Source organism: Deinococcus aerius (assembly GCF_002897375.1).
GTDB classification, from domain to species: domain Bacteria; phylum Deinococcota; class Deinococci; order Deinococcales; family Deinococcaceae; genus Deinococcus; species Deinococcus aerius.
The window spans coordinates 25,458-40,847 of record NZ_BFAG01000019.1 but is presented as its reverse complement, the minus strand read 5'-3'; the positions used below and the strand labels follow the sequence as shown (position 1 = coordinate 40,847).

Below are 15,390 nucleotides of genomic sequence, written 5' to 3'. Positions count from 1 at the left end.
AGGAGGATTGAAGAGATGTTTGCGATCATTCAGAGCGGCGGCAAGCAGTACCGCGTGCAGCAGGGCGACGTGGTGCGCGTCGAGAGCCTCCCCGGCGAGGCGGGCGACCAGCTTCAACTCAAGCCCCTGCTGATCGGCGGCGGGCACACGCTGCTGGGCGACGAGGCCGCGCGCTTCACCGTGACCGCCGAGGTCGTCGAGCACGGCCGCGGCCCCAAGATCTACATTCGCAAGTACAAGAGCGGCATCCAGTACCGCCGCCGCAACGGCCACCGGCAGAACTACACCGCCATCCGCATCACGAGCATTGCCTGAGAGAGGTGAACTGACATGGCACACAAGAAAGGCGTGGGTTCGTCCAAGAACGGACGCGACAGCAATCCCAAGTACCTGGGCGTGAAGAAGTTCGGCGGCGAGAAGGTCGTCGCCGGGAACATCCTGGTCCGCCAGCGCGGCACGAAGTTCAAGGCGGGTCAGGGCGTCGGCATGGGCCGCGACCATACCCTCTTCGCCCTGGTGGACGGCAAGGTCGTCTTCACCAACCGCGGCGAGCGCGGGCGCTTCATCAGCGTCGAGACGGTGGCTCCGGCCAGCACCGAAGTCGCCGCCGACTGAGACGGCCCACTCAAGGCTGCGCTGCGGCACGCCCTGCCCGGATACGGGGCGGGGCGTGCTTTTTTAGGGTCGGGTCAAGGCCAACGCGAGGTCCCTTTCAGGGAGAACGGGAAGAAACTGTCATGCTGAGCGCGGCGGAACGTCCCCCAGAAGGCGGGACCCTTCACTTCGTTCAGGATGACCAGCGCCCCTCTCCCTGACTCGTGGGGGAAACCTGGATAAAAAGGAAGTGCATTTATGGCGTTTCGTGACGTGCTGGATATCGAGGTCGCGGCGGGCAACGGCGGCGACGGCAGCATGAGTTTTCACCGGGCCAAATACATGGAAAAGGGCGGCCCGGACGGCGGCCACGGCGGGCGCGGCGGCAGCATCATTCTGCGGGCCATTCAGGGCGTCGAGAGCCTGGAGCGGCTGGTCGGCAAGCGCAAGTTCAAGGCCGAGAACGGGGCCTACGGCGAGGGACGGCTGCGCCAGGGCTCCGACGGCGAGGACCTCTACATCGACGTGCCGGTGGGCACCACGGCCTTCGACCGTGACACCGGAAAGGTGATCGCCGACCTCACCCGTGTGGGTCAGGAAAAGGTGATTGCCCGCGGCGGCTTCGGCGGGCGCGGCAACTCCACCTTCGTGAGCAGCACCCGGCAGGCCCCGCGCTTCGCGGAACTCGGCACCCCCGGCGAGAAACGGCGCGTGCGGCTGGAACTGCGCCTGATCGCGGACGTGGGCCTGGTGGGTTACCCCAACGCGGGCAAGAGCAGCCTGCTCGCGGCCCTCTCGCGGGCCAACCCCGCCATCGCGGACTACCCCTTCACGACCCTCTCCCCCATTCTGGGCGTGGTCGAGAGCGCGGACGGCGAGGAGCGCTTCACGATGGCCGACATCCCCGGCATCATCGAGGGCGCCTCGGAGGGCAAGGGGCTGGGGCTGGAGTTCCTGCGGCACATCAGCCGGACGCGCCTGCTCGTGTACGTGCTCGACGTGACCCGCGACCCGGTCGAGGAGCTGCGCCAGCTTCAGGCCGAGTTGCGGGCCTACGACCCCACCCTGCTGGAGAACGTCGCCGCCGTGGCGCTGAACAAGATCGAGCTGGTGGAGGGGGACCTGGTGGCTATGGTCGAGGACGAGCTGGCGGAATTCGGCCTGCCCGTCCTGCCCGTGAGCGCGAAGGAGGGCCTGGGCCTCGCCGAGTTGCAAGGCGCCCTCTTCCAGCTTCTCCCCGACCGCGAGCTGTGGGCGCAGACCCACGCGCTGGAGGAGGACACGGAGGAGGTGCGCGAGGAACCGCTCTCGGTCACCTTCCGCGAGGACGCGCCCGAGAAGCCCGGCGGCGAGCCCGAGCGCGTCTGGGAGGTGCGCGGCGGCGGGTTCGAGGCGCGGATCAACCGGTTCGCGCGGCATATCGAGGACGCGGCGGAATACCTCTCGGGCCTGTTCAAACGGCAGGGGCTGTATGGCGCGCTGAAAAAGGCCGGGGCGCGCGAGGGCGACACGGTCGAGATCGGCAACTTCCGCTTCGAGTATTTCGAGGAAGAGGAGTAGCCTGGACCGGCGAGGTGCCGCCGTGTCCCCCATCTACCGCCACACCCAGTCGCAACCCGGCCTCGCCTGGTTCCACGCGGCCTTTTTCAGCGCCACCCTGCTCCTGCTGATGGGGACGGGCGAGGCCAACGGGGCGAATGCCGCGCTCATCCTGCCGCTCGGGGTCTTCGGCCTGGTCGTCGCGTTCCTGGGCCGCCTGACGGTGGAAGTGACGGAGGAGGAGTTGCGGCTGGGGTTCGGCCTGGGCCTCGGCCGCGCCCGCTTTCCCCGCGCCGGGATGGTCGTTCTCGGTGAGATGCCGGTCGGACCCCTCGCGGGCATCGGGATTCGCCTGCTCCCGGACAGCTGGCTGTACCGCATCGCGGGAGGCGACGCCCTGGTGATCGGGCTGGGCGACGGTCGGCGCATCCTGATCGGCACGGACGACCCGGAGGGACTGCGGCAGGCCCTGCGCCAGGGCATTTGACGGAAGAACCCCGCCACGCCGAGCCCCTCGCTCCGCTCAAGGGTAAATTCCGCGAAGCCTCCCCGGACCCCGTGTCTAGACCCTTCGCTGCGCTCAGGATGACAACTTTTCTTTTGTCAAATGCTCTAAACAACGCGAGGCGCCGGGGGACGAAGCCTTCCCGGCGCCTCGCCCGCTTTTTGCTCAGCCCTTCGTCAGAATCCGCACGGTCAGGATCTTGTCGGGCACCGCACCCGCGATGGGCGCCTCCTGGCCGCCGCTGGTGTCGGCGGTGCGGGTCAGCTTGCCCATCACGTCGTCCCCGCTCACGACCTTGCCGAAGATGGTGTGCTTGCCGTTCAGGAAGTCGGTGGGCGCAAAGGTGATGAAGAACTGGGAGCCGTTCGTCGCCGGGCCGCTGTTCGCCATCGCCAGGATGCCGGAGCTGTTGAAGGTGAGCTGCGTGCGGAACTCGTCGGCGAAGCTGTACCCGGGGCCGCCCGTGCCCCACTCGTCCTTCTTGCTGTCGTCCACGCTCTTGGGGTCACCCGTCTGCGCCATGAAGTCCTGGATGACGCGGTGGAAGCGGATGCCGTCGAAGAAGTGGTTGCGCGCGAGGAACACGAAGTTGTTCACCGTCACCGGGGTTTCCTGCTCGTACAGGTCGGCGAGAATCTGGCCCTTGTCGGTGTCGATCAGCGCGTAGTAGTCCTTGCCGTCCTGAAGGTTCAGGGCGGGTTCGGACTTGAACTCGCGCACCGGCTGGTCGGTCAGGAAGGGCACCTGGGTGTAGCCCGAGGGGATGGGGCCGGGGGTGGTGACGGTCGCGGGCTTGCTCGCGCCGGTACTGCTGCTGTCCGTCTTGGCAGCGTCCGTCTGCGTCTCGGTCTTGCTGGTGTCGGTCGCGGCCGGGTCGGTGTTCGTCTGGGCGTTGGCGTCGGCCTTTTTCTGGCAGGCGGTCAGGGCGAGGAGGGCGGTCAGGAGGAGGGGGGCGGGCTTGGTCACGGGGGCAGTCTAGCGGGACCGGGTGAGGGACACTTCCGCCTCAAGAGGGGCATCTCTCCCGGCCCATCTCCTACACTGGGCGGGTGATCGTGACGATAGACGGCGTGGCCGCCAGCGGAAAGTCGAGCGTCGCGTCGGGCGTCGCGCGGGCGCTGGGCGTGCCCTTTGTCAGCAGCGGGCTGCTGTACCGCGCCGCCACCCTGCTCGCCCTGGAGGCCGGGCTGAGCCTGGAAGGCGCCCCGGCCCTCCTCGCCCACCTGGAGGCGAACCCGCTGCGGCTCGAACCCCTGGCGGGGGGCAACCGGGTGTGGCTGGGGGGGCGGGACCTGACGGACGACCTCCATTCCTCGCGGGTGGACGCGGGCGTGAGCGCCGTCGCCCGGCTGCCCCCGGTGCGCGAGTGGGTGAACGCCCAGCTTCGCCTGCTCCCCGACCCCTTCGTGGCCGAGGGGCGGGACATGGGCACGAACGTCTTCCCCCACGCGGACGCCAAGTTCTACCTGACGGCCAGCCCCCGCGTGCGCGCCGAGCGCCGCGCCCGGGAGAGATTGGAGGACGTGCCCGCCATCGAGGCCGCCCTCGTCGAGCGCGACCGCCGCGACGCCGGGCAGAGCGCCCCCGCCCCAGATGCCCGGATCATCGACACGAGTGCCCTCTCGCTGGAGGGCGTGATCGGGGCGGTGCTGGCGGGGTTACCGGCGCGGACGGCGTAGCCAGGAGCAGGACTCCAAAGCGGAGCCCCGCCGAATTGACCTCGGCGGGGCTCCGTTCTATTGGGGCTCAGTTGGTCTTGTTCAGCTTCAGTTGGTACTTGTTGAAGGGGTTGTTGTCGTCCCCACCCTCCGAGATGGTGTAGCTCGTCACCGCCAGGTAGTAGGTCCCGGCGGCAGGCACCGTGTAGGTGATCTCGGAGTCCGAGTCGATGCGGGGGGTGCCCCGGTCGTCGTTCTGCGCCAGCACCTTGCCGTCCGGGCCGATCAGGTACAGGAACGAGTCGAGCGCGCCGCCGAGTTGCCCCGCCGCGAGCACGTCGGCCTTGATCTGATCGCCCGCGGCCGCCGTGAACTTGAAGAAGTCGAAGTCCTGCGGCTGCCCGTAGATGTAGGCCGTCTGGGTCGTCTCGCCGTACGCGATGGGCTTCGCGTCGGCGGGGCTGTCGTTGGGCTCGTAGGGGTCGACCGGGTTGAGGTCGAGGAAGGCGGCGTTCAGGAGCACGCGCTTGTGGTCGGGGCTGTAGTAGGTCGAGCCGCTGGTGGCGGTCAGGGTGCCGACAAAGGTGCCGCGGTCCTCGGTGACCCCGCCCGTCAGGCCCAGATCGGCGCCCGCCACGTACACGTCGTAGGTGCCGGGCGCGATCTCCGCGAAGTTCGCGTTGCCGTCGGCGTCGGTGGTGCTCAGGTACAGCGGGGTGGGATCGTCGGTCGCCCCGGCGCGGAAGCCCTGGCCGCGCAGCATCACGTCGGCCAGGATGCCCGGCTGGGTGCCGCTGCCATTCACGTACGACACGTTGACCTGCACGTTCGCGCCCTTGGCGGGCAGGGCGTCGCACGAGGTCAGCATCTTGGCGACGTTGCCCGCGTTCAGCGCCCCCCAGCCCGTGTCGCGGTCGAAACCGCCCGGGTTCGAGCCGATGGAGCCGTTGGCGGTCATCTCCAGCACGCGGCGCACCTGGTAGGGGGTGGCGGCGGGGCACTTCCCGTACACCAGCGCGGCGACGCCCGCCGTGTACGGCGACGAGAAGGAGGTGCCCGAGATCAGCCTGTGCCCGCCGCCCATCCAGGTCGGGTTGGCGAGCATGGTGTCCTGGCCGGGGGCCGAGGAGGAGATGTGGCGCCCGGTGGTCGAGAAGGTGACCTTGCGGTTGCTGCCGTCGAGCGCGCCCGAGGCGATCACGCCGGGCAGCGCCGCCGGGTACTGGAACTCGTCGTGGTAGGAGTTGCCCATGGAGGCGACCACGGCGGTGCCGTTGCTCATGGCGTAGTCGAAGGCGTCCTTGACCGCCCCGAAGGACGTGCCGCCGCCCCAGGAGTTGTTCAGCACCCGCGCGCCGTTGTTGGTGGCCCACACGGCGCCCGCCGCGATGTAGAAGGAGGAGTAGAACTCGTTCTCGGTCTTCGCGGCGGGGTTGATCACGACCGGCATGAACTTGGCCCCGGGCGCCACGCCCACGATGCCCTTGCCGTCGTCGGCAGCCACGATGCTCGACGCCACGAAGGTGCCGTGCGAGGCGAAGTTGCTCTTGGAGGCGTCGACCCATTCCTTGGCGTCCGTGTAGACCTTGTTCAGGAACGGGTTGTACGCCTTGCCCGCCCAGTTGGGCGCGAGGTCGGGGTGCGACACGTCGCCCGGATCGTCGAGCACGGCGACGAGCACGCCCCTGCCGGTCAAGCCCGCGTCCCAGGCAGCCTTGGCGTTCAGGTGGCGGGGGTCCAGGGCGTACTGGGGCAGTTCGTCGAAGAACTGGTCAGCCGAGTTCGCTTGGGGCGAGAGGCCTGCCGGGCTCAGGGGCGCGGGGTCCTCACCCGTCACCACGGCGTTGGGCAGGGCGTAGCGCAGGCCCTCCATCCGCATGGCGCGGGGCGTGAGCTTCAGGGCGTCCCCGTCCACCCGGACGAGCGCGGCCTTGATCTCGGGGATGGTGGCGATGACCTGACCGCCAAGGATACCCACGGCGCGGTTCAGGCTGGCCTGATCGTGGTAGCCGAGGACCAGCTCGTGCTGCATGTACTTCAGCTTGCCGCTCTGGGCGACGGGACCGCTCGGCTGGGCGGCGACGGGGACCACGCTGCTGGGCCGCTGCTGGCCGCAGGCCGCGAGCAGGGCGGTCAGGGCGAACACGCCCAGGGGCTTGGCAAAGTGTTTGGGCATCGGAAATCCTCTCGGGACGCAGGAAAAGGGGGCGGGAAGGGGACGGACGGGGGGCCGCCTACTGGGCGGCGGTGATGAAGTCCCAGTTGATGTTCACGGGGCGCGTCTGGAAGATGGGCGCCACCGTGCTGTCAGGCCAGGTGTAGACCGAGTAGGCCGAGACGCGGCCCCCCTCGGTCGGCGCGTACTTGTACGCGAAGCCCGAGTACAGCTCCCACTTGTAGGGCCGTAGCGGCTGAAGCGAGGCGCCTGTCAGCAGGTTGAGGGGCAGGCTGACGGTGTGCGCCGCTGTGTCCACCGGGGCGAAATTTGGCTTGGCCGCCGCGTAGACCCCCGCCGTGTCGGTCAGGACGAGCCCGGCGCTGGCAGGCTTGGTCAGGACCGCGCCCGACGACAGGAACACCAGGGCCTGACCCGCCGGGACCTTGTTGCCCGCGTCGCCCGTGCCCTCCTCCACCCGGATCAGGGCGTTGGCGGAGGCGCCGGGCAGGTTGTAGCCGCTCAGGCTGTACAGGTCGCGCAGGCGCAGGTTGTAGCCCGCCCCGTCCGCCCCGATGGCGATCTGGTTGCCGCTCCAGACCAGGGTGGGGGTCAGCGACACGCCGGTCGTCTCATCGGCGGGGGCCACAAACTGCGGGGTGAACTGGGCCAGCGGCGTGGTCTTGGTCGTGTTGCTCGCCGCCGCATTCGCCCCGCGCGCGATCACCCGGTAGGTAAAGGTCTTGCCGACCGTCAGCGCGGCGCTCGTGTCGCGGAAGTTGAAGGGCCGGGCGGCCTGGTTGGTGGCCGAGCAGTCGGCGTTCGCGCCCCCGCCCACCGTGCCCACCTTGGTGAAGGTCGTGCCGTCCTCCGAGCGCTCGATGTCGAAGGCGAAGGGTTTGGCCGCCCCTGCCGTGTTCGTGTAGCACCAGCGCACCTCCACGAACACCCCCGAGCCGTTGGGGGCCGCGTCCGCGACGGGCGTGCCCGCCTGGCTGCCGGGCGCCTGGTACGGCGTGGTCCACGAGCCCTCCTGCTTGAGGGTAAAGGCGGTGGCCGTCGCCAGGGTCGGCGCCTCCACCGTGTTCGCCGCCGCGCCGTTCGTGTTGATGAGCTTGATGGGCACGATGTAGCGCGCGTAGTTGTAGTTGTAGTCCACCGCGAGGACTTCGAGGTAGACCGTCTCGCCCGCCGCGCTGCCGAAGCCCGCGATGAAGTTGGGCGAGGCGTCGTTGGGCAGGGTCACCGCGCCCGAGTCCACCTTTCTCGGCTCATCCTGCTTCGGCGAGAAGTTCCAGTTGTTCGCCGTCGCCGAGGCCGTCACCACTGCCGAGCCCGGCGTGCGCCCGAGCTGCGCGTACACGATTCGCACCGGCCCCACGTGGTTGGAGTCCTCGGCCGACCGGATGCGGAAGTCCACCCCGTTCGTGAAGGTGGCGCCCGCCAGCGGGGTGGTGCCGTCCGCGCGGGTCAGGATCAGCTTGGCCGGGTCGGTCGTCGCCGAGGTCTCGAAAGCCGGGCGCTGCACGAGCTTGACGGACGTGGCATTCGCGCCCACCACGAGCCCGTACACGTCGCTGCCCGCCATCCCCGCCTTGCGGGCCTTGAGGTCATAGGTGCCCGCCGCGAGGCCAGGCACGGTGAAGGAGCCGTCCGCCCCGGTCGTCACGCTGCCCAGCTCGGTCCCGTTCTGGAAAAGGGTGACCGTGCTCCCCGCCACCGGCGCCCCGATGTTCTGGTCCACGACGGTGCCCTGGATGGAGCCCGTGCCCGTGGGGACGTTCACCGTGTCGGTGGCCTCAGCCGTGTTCCCGGCCGCGTCAGTCGCCACCGCCCGGAAGGTGACCGGGCCGCTGTCCCCGGAGGCGAGGGTCGCCGTCGCGTCGTAGGGCGCCTCGGTGTCCTCCTTGATCACGGCAGTGCCCCGGTAGAAGGTCACCTTCGTCACGCCCACGTCATCCTTGGCGTCGGCCTTGAGCGCCACTGTCCGGGAGGCGAGGTTCAGCGTGGCGTCCAGGGAGATGGTGGGCTTGGTGCCGTCGGGGGTGCCGCCTCCGCCACAGGCGGACAGCAGCAGGCCGGTAAGCAGCGCGAGGGGCAGGGTGCGGTGTGGTTTCATGAGGGCTCCTTGGATACCGGATGACAGCCAGCCTCACGGCGAACCCGTGACGCTGAGAGGGAGAGAGCAGTGGCCCAAGCCGTCTTGGACGCTTTTCCGGTCAGGGGCATCATATCGGTCACCTTTACGGAGCGCAAGAATTCCCCACCTCCTCATTAGGAAATCCTCATGGCCCGCGGAGTTTTCTTTCAGCTGGCAGGACGGTGGGGGATCACCCGGGACCCACTGGGGGGTTCCCGAACCCAGGCGAGGGGGCGGAAGCCGCGGCCCCCGCCCCACTCACTCGCTCCCTGAATTACTTGATCGTCACGACGCTGGTGTAGAACGCCCCCAGCCCCTCGTTCGGCGTCGTGTTGGTGAAGCGGACGGTGTAGACCCCGGCGGTGGGCGCCTTGAAGCTGGCGAGGCTGTCCACCGCGCCCGCGACCGCCTTGCCCGCCGCCACGACCGCGCCGCTGGCGTTCAGGAGGTCCACCTTCACGTTGGCCTTCGACCCCAGCAGGGCCGCGTAGCCCTCCACCGTCAGCGTCTGCCCGGCACCGACGGTGAACTTCAGGTAGTCCACGTCGGGTCCCGTAACTGGGTCGGCGTACACGAAGTTCTCGCTGTCGAAGGCGCCGCCGAAGAGCAGGCCGTCCGCAAAGGCCGCCGTCGGGATGCCCGTGAGGTCAGTCGCGGTCGCCTGGCTGTTGTTGCGCTGGAGCGTCTTGTTCACGACGCTGTACTCGTAGAAGTCCACCTGGTGGGCGTAGTTGAGGCTCAGGGGCTTCCCGCCGGACGCCACGGTGATCTCGCCCAGGATGCTGTCGCGGGTGCCGCCCCACTCGTTCACGCTGGGTCCGGCCACGCTCACGCGGTAGCGGCCCGGCTCGACGCCGAAGAAGCGGGCCACGCCGGAGAACTGAACCCGCGCCTTGGGGTCCTTGCCCTGGTTGACCGTGTCCTCCAGTTGGCCGTTGCCCGTGCGCCCGAAGTAGTTCAGGCCCTTGTTCTGCCCGTCCAGGGGCGTGAGGATCACGTCCGTGCCCGAGATGGGCGAGCCCTCGGAGATGTCGACGACCTGCACCTCCACCGCGCCGCCGTCCGCCGGAATCTGCCCGGCCTGGAGGGCCGCCAGCGCCGACTTGACGTTCACCCGGTTGAAGCCCTGGGTGCGCGGGTCCTTCATGGGGTCGCCGGTGCGGGCGAGCAGTTCCTTGATCTGGTAGGGGGTGAGGTCCTTGTTCAGTTGCAGCAGCAGCGCCGCCGCGCCCGACACGACCGGGGCCGCCATGCTGGTACCGCTGAAGAGGCCGTAGCGCGACTCGCGGGGGGTCGTCAGGGTCTCGTCGATGTAGGTCGTCAGGCCGTTTTCACCGGGCGCGTAGAGGTCGACCTGCGGCCCCAGGTTGCTGAAGTCGGCCTTCATGTCGTCGCCCGCGCTCGCGCCGACATTGATCACTCCGGTGAACGAGCCCGGGCCGTTGAACTGGTTCGCGTGGTCGTTGCCCGCCGAGCCGACGACCACCACCTTCTTGCTCAGGGCGTAGTCCACCGCGTCCTTGATCACCTGGGTGTAGCCGCCGCCGCCCCAGGAGTTGTTCAGCACCCGTGCCCCGTGGTCCACGGCGTACACGAAGCCCTTGGCGACGCCGAAGTCGGTGGTGTAGCCCTTCTCGGTGAAGATGCGGATGGGCATCAGGATCGCGTCGGGTGCAACGCCCGCGCCGCCCACCCCGTTGCCGAGGCGCTCGGCAATGGTGCCCGCCGAGCCGCTGCCGTGATCCCCGCTGGTCAGGGGCATGTCGGGCGTGAGTTCCTTGCCGTTGCTCGTGTCGTAGCCCGTCACGATCTTGCCGGGGGCCTTGAGGTCCTCGTGCAGGCGGTCGAAGTCGTCGTCGATCACGCCGACGATCACGCCCGCGCCGGTCGAGATGCCGCGCACCTGATCGGCCTGGATCTGCCTGATCCACCACTGCTTGACGCTCAGGGGGTCGCTGTCGGCCTGGGGCGTGAGGCTCTGGCTGCTCAGACTTCCGCCCCGGATCACCTTGGGCAGCTCGCCCGCGTGGCCGTTGGCCTCGGCGTAGCGCAGGCCGCTCACCGGGCGGCTCATCAGCACCGCCGCCGCGCGCTTCACGCTGAGGTTCTCGGGCAGCACGAGCAGGGCCAGCCGGAGCTGGGGGAGGTCGTCCCGGACCTGCGCCCCCAGGTGGGCGGCGAGGCGGTCCACGAAGGCGCGGTCCCCGTAGCCGACCACGAGTTCCTGGGTGGTGTCGCCCTCATTGCCGGTCTTGGCGAGGGCAGCCGCGTCCGGCAGGGTCTGGCCCAGGACGGCGCTGAGCCGGGCCTTGCTGCCCAGTTCCTGGCGGAGGGAGGCCGCGGTGTCGGGGGACGGGCCGCTGGTCGCGTCGGTGCGGGGCGCGGTGCCGCAGGCCGCGAGCAGCAGACCCGCACTCAGGCTGACGAGGGTGAGGCGCTTATTCATCAGTTGTCTCCCGTGGTGAAGTTGCTGACCTGACCCTCGCAGACCGGGCCGCCGAAGTTGCAGGTGTCCAGCGAGTAGAAGATCGAGTAGTAGTCGTGCGCGATGCTCACGGCGTCGCCGCTCTCGCTGAAGGCCGCCGCCGACACGTCCAGGGTGTAGCCGTGGCGGCTTTCGAGCTTGGGAAGCAGCGCCTTCCCGTTGGCGTTGAACCCCACCGAGTAGGTGTTGCCGCTGTTCTTCAAGGCGGCCGAGCTGCCGTCGTCACTGAAGAGGTTGTCCTTCTTGTCACCGCTGCACAGCACGTTCCCCCAGAAGCAGTTGGCGCTCTGCTGCGGGTAGTCGTTCACCATCACGTAGAACTGGCGCTCGTCGCCGACCTTCTTGGACACGTTCCAGGAGATCGTGGGCGTGCGCGACACGTCCTTGCTGCCGTCGGCGGGCGTCAGGTCGCTCAGGGTGAAGCTGTCGAGCGGGGTGGTGCTCACCACGTCGCTGCGGACACTCTGGGTGCTGTTGAACACCTCGAACTGGTAGTAGACCTTCTTGCCGACCTCCAGGCTGCCGCGGCCGTCCCGGAGGGTCTTGGCATTGCCCGCCACCGTCTTGAGCAGCCGGAAGGTGCTGCCGTCGTCACTCGTCCAGACGCGCACGCCCAGCGGCGTTCCCGCCACCCCACTCGCGGCGTTCCAGCTCAGGTCCACCCACAGGCTGCTCTGCTCGGTGGGCGCCCCGGTGGGCCGGATGGGGCTGTAGTACCCCACCTTCTGCGAGAGGGTCACGGCCAGCGCCTTGGGGTCCTGAATGCTCGTCAGGGCATTGTCGTTCGGCTTGTCATCGTTGATGACGATGGGAATGCGGCGCTCGGTGCGGTTCTCGTTGCTGTCGTACACCACGACGTACAGCTCGGTCGCGCCGCGCACCCCGCGCAGGCTGCTGCCCGCGAGGGTGAGGGGATCGGTCGTGACGGTCGTGTACTTGGGGTCGACGTTGAACAGGGCCCGGGCGCCGAACGCGCCGCTTCCCGGCACCCCGCCCACCCCCACATAGATGAGGTTGGGGCTGTTGATGCCGGTCTGCTTGTTCTCCGCGTCGGGCGCGGTCGAGACCGTCACCCGCACCGGCACGCCCGCGCTCGCGTTGAAGCTGGCGGCCTTTGCCGGGTCGTTGCTGAAGTCCTTGGCGCCCGTCCCCTCCAGGTACTTCACGTTCAGAATCTTGGGCGCGGTGGCGGGCAGCGTGGTTGCAAAGGCCACGCGCTCGATGGCGTTCAGCGGGGCGTTCGTGCCGCTCGTCACCCGCAGGCCCTCGATGCGGGAGGCCGCGTAGCCGTCCTTCTTGAAGTTGACGTTGTACACGCCGGGATCGAGCTTGAGGGTGAACCGGCCATTCGCGTCGGTCGCGCCGTTGGCAATCACGCTGCCGCCCTCGTTCTCGACGGTCACGGTGCTGCCCGCCACGACCGGCCCTGCCTGGGAGTCGGAGAGGTAACCGGCCACGCTGCTGCTGCCCGTGCCGATCACGCTGGTATCCGTGGGGGGCGGGTTGGTTCCGCCGCCGCCGTCACCGCCGCCACCACAGGCAGAGAGCAGCAGACCGGTCAGCAGGGCGAGGGGCAAACTCCGATGTGGTTTCATGTGGACTCCTTGAACGCCGGATAACCGCCAGCACCACGGCCCGGCCGTAACACTGGAATAGGAAGTATGGTCGGCTCCGCAAGCCTGAGCCTTTTGTCCGGTAGCAGAAATCATATCTGCCCCCTTTACCGGGTGCAAGATTTCCTCACCGTCTCATGAGGGTTTTCTTGTGAGTGGGCCGCCTCTTTCTTGTCCCAATCAGGATTAGTGGAGTCCCGCCACCGGCCCCAGCGCGACGACCGTGGGCCGCGTGAGGGGGCACAGTTCGAGGACGGCCCGCACGTCCCCCGGCGTCACGCGGGCGGCGCGGTCCACCAGTTCGGCGGTGGAGAGGGGCCGCCCCAGCGCGAGGTGTTCCATGCCCAGCGCGAAGAGGCGGCCCTGCGGCGTCTCCGCACGGAGCAGGGTGCTCACCGCCAGCTTGCGCGCGGCGCGGCGGACGGTCGCCGGGGTCACAGCGTCCGGGGCACCCGCCAGCACGGCCCGGTAGGCGTCCAGCACCGTCTGCGCCCGCTCGGGGTCGCAGGAAAAGCCGCCCTCGAAGGTGCCCGCGTCGCGGAATTCCAGGTGGGCGAGATCGGCGGAGTCGGCCAGCCCGGTGTCCAGCAGCGCCCAGTACAGCAGGCCGTTCTCGCCGCCGATGAGTTCGGCCAGCACCACGGCGGCCTCGCGCAGCGGGTGGCGGGCGGGCAGGCCGGGCAGCGCGAGCGCGACCTGCACCCGGGCCAGGCGGTCGTCCTGAACGGTGCGGACGGTGCCGGGCGGGGTGGGCGCCGGATCAGCAGGAGCCATCGGCCCTCCGGCGGGCCAGCCCCGCAACTCCTCCCGCGCCCAGGTGAGGACCCGCTCCGGGTCGAAGGCGCCGACGACCGCCAGGGTCACCCGGTCCGCCCCGTAGCGCTCGCGGTGGTGGCGCGCCAGCGCCTCCCGGGTCAGCGCCCGCACCGTCTCCGGCGTGCCCAGGACCGAGTGCCCCAGCGGGTGCCCGCCCCAGTAGTCGGCCCGCAGCTCGTCGGCCACGCGCACGGCGGGCTGCTCGGCGTACATGGCGATCTCCTCCAGGATCACCCCGCGCTCGGGCTCGATGTCGGCGGGGCGCAGGGCCGGGCGCATGAGTTCGGTCAGGGTGTCCAGCAGTTCGGGCGCGCACTCGGGCAGGGTCGCGGCGTGGTAGACGGTCGCCTCGTCGCCGGTAAAGGCGTTCGCCTGGCCCCCGAGTTCGTCCAGCCGCTCGTTCAGCTCGGCGGCGCTGACCCGCTCGGAGCCCTTGAACAGCAGATGCTCCAGGAAGTGCGAGGCGCCCATCTCCTCCCGGCGCTCGTCGCGGGCCCCGGTCGCCACGAAGTACCCGGCGGCGACGGTCTGCGCCCCGGGGTCCGGTTCGAGGAGGAGGGTCAGGCCGTTCGGGAGGGTGCGTGTCAGGGTAGGGGGCGTCACGCGGCCTCCCCGGGACCGAGGGTCACGACGGTCGCCGCCGGGGCGGGATCGTACCCGGCCAGGAAGGCATTCACCCGGTCCAGGGTGAGGGCCGCCAGGCTGGCGCGCAGCTCCGCCACCGGACGGACCCGCCCGAACACGGCGAGGTCACGGGTCAGGCCCCCCGCGCGGGCGCGCAGGCTTTCGGCGCCGAACACGACGCTGGCGGCCAGACCTGCCCGGGCGCGCCCGAACTCGGCGTCCGTCAGGCCCCGCGGCAACCGGGCGAGTTCGGCGAGCAGGACCTCCAGGGTCTCGGGTGCCCGCTCGGGCGTGCTGCCCGCGTAGGCCGACAGGAAGCCCCGCCCCCCCAGCAGGACGGGCGACGCGCTGACGCTGTAGGCCAGCCCCCGCTCCTCGCGCACCGCGTGGAAGAGGCGGCTCGCGCTGCCCCCCGAGAGCGCGGTCAGGGCGACCTGCCAGGCCAGCCAGTCGGGGCTGCCCGGCGAGACCCCCGGCGCCGTCACGCTCAGGTGCGTCTGCTCGGCCTCCCCGTGCGGGACGTGGGCGCGCAGGCCGGGCCGGAAATCGGCGGGCACCTCCCCGGCCTCGCCCGGCCCCCACCCGGCAAAAGCCCGCTCGACCAGCGAGCGCACCTCCCCGGGCTCGGCGTCGGCCACCACGCCGAGGACACTTCCCCGGGTGCCGTAACGGGTAAAAAAGGTGTGGAGATTCTCCACGGTGAGGCGTGAGAGCCCCTCCGGCGTGCCGCTCGCCGGGTGCGCGTAGCCCGCGAAGGGGGAGACCGGGGGCCGGGGAAAGGCGAGCCGCCGCGCCTCCACCGCGAGGAGGTCGGGCGGGCTGTCCTCCAGCCCCTCCAGGTCCTGCCGGGCGAGGTCGGTCAGGACGGGCAGTTCCCCCGGCGGGAGGGCCGGGCGCCGCAGCAGGTCGGCGACCAGCCCCAGGGCGGCGGGGAGGTCCGCTCCCAGCCCGCTCACGCCAAAGCGGGTCGCCTCGGGGCCGACGCCCCCGCTCCGGCGCAGGCCCAGGTCGTCGAGCGCGTCCTGAAAGCCCCGCGCGTCCCGGCCCCCGGCGCCCTTGTAGAGCCACTCCTCCAGCACGCCCGCCGAGCCCTCCCGGCCCACGGGATCGTGGGCGCTGCCCACCGGCACGCGCAGGTCGAACGCGAAGCCCGGCCCCGGGCGGCGCTCGAACGCCAGGGTCAGGCCCCCCTCCAGGGTCCACACGTGCGCCCGGGGCGCGGCCACAATCGTCACCGGGGGATTGTAGCGCCGCCCCGGGA

Annotated in this window: 12 protein-coding genes; 5 read left to right on the top strand and 7 right to left on the bottom strand. The window is 70.0% G+C overall.

What is annotated here, in order from left to right:
• The first annotated feature begins 15 nt into the window (after nucleotides 1-15).
• The 4 genes from rplU to DAERI_RS19915 all read left to right on the top strand — a co-directional run bounded on the left by rplU (nucleotide 16) and on the right by DAERI_RS19915 (nucleotide 2,620).
• Nucleotides 16-315: a 50S ribosomal protein L21 gene (rplU, locus tag DAERI_RS19930; protein ID WP_103131195.1), complete on the top strand. Its 300-nt coding sequence runs from the start codon at nucleotides 16-18 to the stop codon at nucleotides 313-315.
• Nucleotides 316-330: 15 nt separating this feature from the next.
• Nucleotides 331-615 (top strand): 50S ribosomal protein L27, encoded by a 285-nt coding sequence (rpmA, locus tag DAERI_RS19925; protein ID WP_103131194.1) that lies wholly within the window; start codon nucleotides 331-333, stop codon nucleotides 613-615.
• A 237-nt stretch (nucleotides 616-852) separates the two neighbouring features.
• Nucleotides 853-2,154, top strand: a complete 1,302-nt coding sequence (obgE, locus tag DAERI_RS19920) for a GTPase ObgE (protein ID WP_103131193.1) — start codon at nucleotides 853-855, stop codon at nucleotides 2,152-2,154.
• A 22-nt stretch (nucleotides 2,155-2,176) separates the two neighbouring features.
• Nucleotides 2,177-2,620: a hypothetical protein gene (locus tag DAERI_RS19915; protein ID WP_103131192.1), complete on the top strand. Its 444-nt coding sequence runs from the start codon at nucleotides 2,177-2,179 to the stop codon at nucleotides 2,618-2,620.
• 183 nt (nucleotides 2,621-2,803) lie between these two features.
• Here the strand turns inward: DAERI_RS19915 and DAERI_RS19910 are convergent, their stop codons facing one another.
• Complete coding sequence (locus DAERI_RS19910) at nucleotides 2,804-3,604, bottom strand: peptidylprolyl isomerase (RefSeq protein ID WP_165794304.1); 801 nt, start codon at nucleotides 3,602-3,604, stop codon at nucleotides 2,804-2,806.
• An 83-nt stretch (nucleotides 3,605-3,687) separates the two neighbouring features.
• Between DAERI_RS19910 and cmk the strand changes: the two genes are divergently transcribed.
• Nucleotides 3,688-4,317: a (d)CMP kinase gene (gene cmk, locus DAERI_RS19905; protein WP_103131191.1), complete on the top strand. Its 630-nt coding sequence runs from the start codon at nucleotides 3,688-3,690 to the stop codon at nucleotides 4,315-4,317.
• A gap of 67 nt (nucleotides 4,318-4,384) precedes the next feature.
• On the opposite strand, the gene DAERI_RS19900 is transcribed toward cmk, so the two are convergent.
• From DAERI_RS19900 to DAERI_RS19875, 6 genes are all read right to left on the bottom strand, one after another.
• Complete coding sequence (locus tag DAERI_RS19900; RefSeq protein ID WP_103131190.1) at nucleotides 4,385-6,472, bottom strand: S8 family serine peptidase; 2,088 nt, start codon at nucleotides 6,470-6,472, stop codon at nucleotides 4,385-4,387.
• Between the two features lie 58 nt (nucleotides 6,473-6,530).
• The gene (locus DAERI_RS19895; protein WP_103131189.1) at nucleotides 6,531-8,570 is read right to left on the bottom strand and encodes a carboxypeptidase regulatory-like domain-containing protein; all 2,040 of its coding nucleotides are present in this window, start codon (nucleotides 8,568-8,570) and stop codon (nucleotides 6,531-6,533) included.
• A gap of 295 nt (nucleotides 8,571-8,865) precedes the next feature.
• Nucleotides 8,866-11,037, bottom strand: a complete 2,172-nt coding sequence (locus DAERI_RS19890; protein WP_103131188.1) for a S8 family peptidase — start codon at nucleotides 11,035-11,037, stop codon at nucleotides 8,866-8,868.
• Nucleotides 11,037-12,671 carry a carboxypeptidase-like regulatory domain-containing protein gene (locus tag DAERI_RS19885; RefSeq protein WP_165794303.1) on the bottom strand — a complete coding sequence of 545 codons (1,635 nt, stop codon included), beginning with the start codon at nucleotides 12,669-12,671 and terminating at the stop codon, nucleotides 11,037-11,039. Before DAERI_RS19885 ends, DAERI_RS19890 begins: the two co-directional genes overlap by 1 nt.
• Nucleotides 12,672-12,875: 204 nt before the next feature.
• Entirely contained in the window at nucleotides 12,876-14,108 is a 1,233-nt protein-coding gene (locus tag DAERI_RS19880) for a M16 family metallopeptidase (protein ID WP_103131186.1), read from the bottom strand.
• Entirely contained in the window at nucleotides 14,105-15,364 is a 1,260-nt protein-coding gene (locus DAERI_RS19875) for a M16 family metallopeptidase (RefSeq protein ID WP_235610481.1), read from the bottom strand. The genes DAERI_RS19880 and DAERI_RS19875 overlap by 4 nt, the downstream gene beginning before the upstream one ends.
• Between the last annotated feature and the right edge of the window lie 26 nt (nucleotides 15,365-15,390).

Bases quoted from the DNA above. Each gene is read 5' to 3' on its own strand.
- DAERI_RS19890 (WP_103131188.1), bottom strand. From the start codon at position 11,037: ATGAATAAGCGCCTCACCCTCGTCAGCCTGAGTGCGGGTCTGCTGCTC.
- DAERI_RS19895 (WP_103131189.1), bottom strand. From the start codon at position 8,570: ATGAAACCACACCGCACCCTGCCCCTCGCGCTGCTTACCGGCCTGCTG.
- rplU (WP_103131195.1), top strand. From the start codon at position 16: ATGTTTGCGATCATTCAGAGCGGCGGCAAGCAGTACCGCGTGCAGCAG.
- obgE (WP_103131193.1), top strand. From the start codon at position 853: ATGGCGTTTCGTGACGTGCTGGATATCGAGGTCGCGGCGGGCAACGGC.
- DAERI_RS19900 (WP_103131190.1), bottom strand. From the start codon at position 6,472: ATGCCCAAACACTTTGCCAAGCCCCTGGGCGTGTTCGCCCTGACCGCC.
- DAERI_RS19885 (WP_165794303.1), bottom strand. From the start codon at position 12,671: ATGAAACCACATCGGAGTTTGCCCCTCGCCCTGCTGACCGGTCTGCTG.
- rpmA (WP_103131194.1), top strand. From the start codon at position 331: ATGGCACACAAGAAAGGCGTGGGTTCGTCCAAGAACGGACGCGACAGC.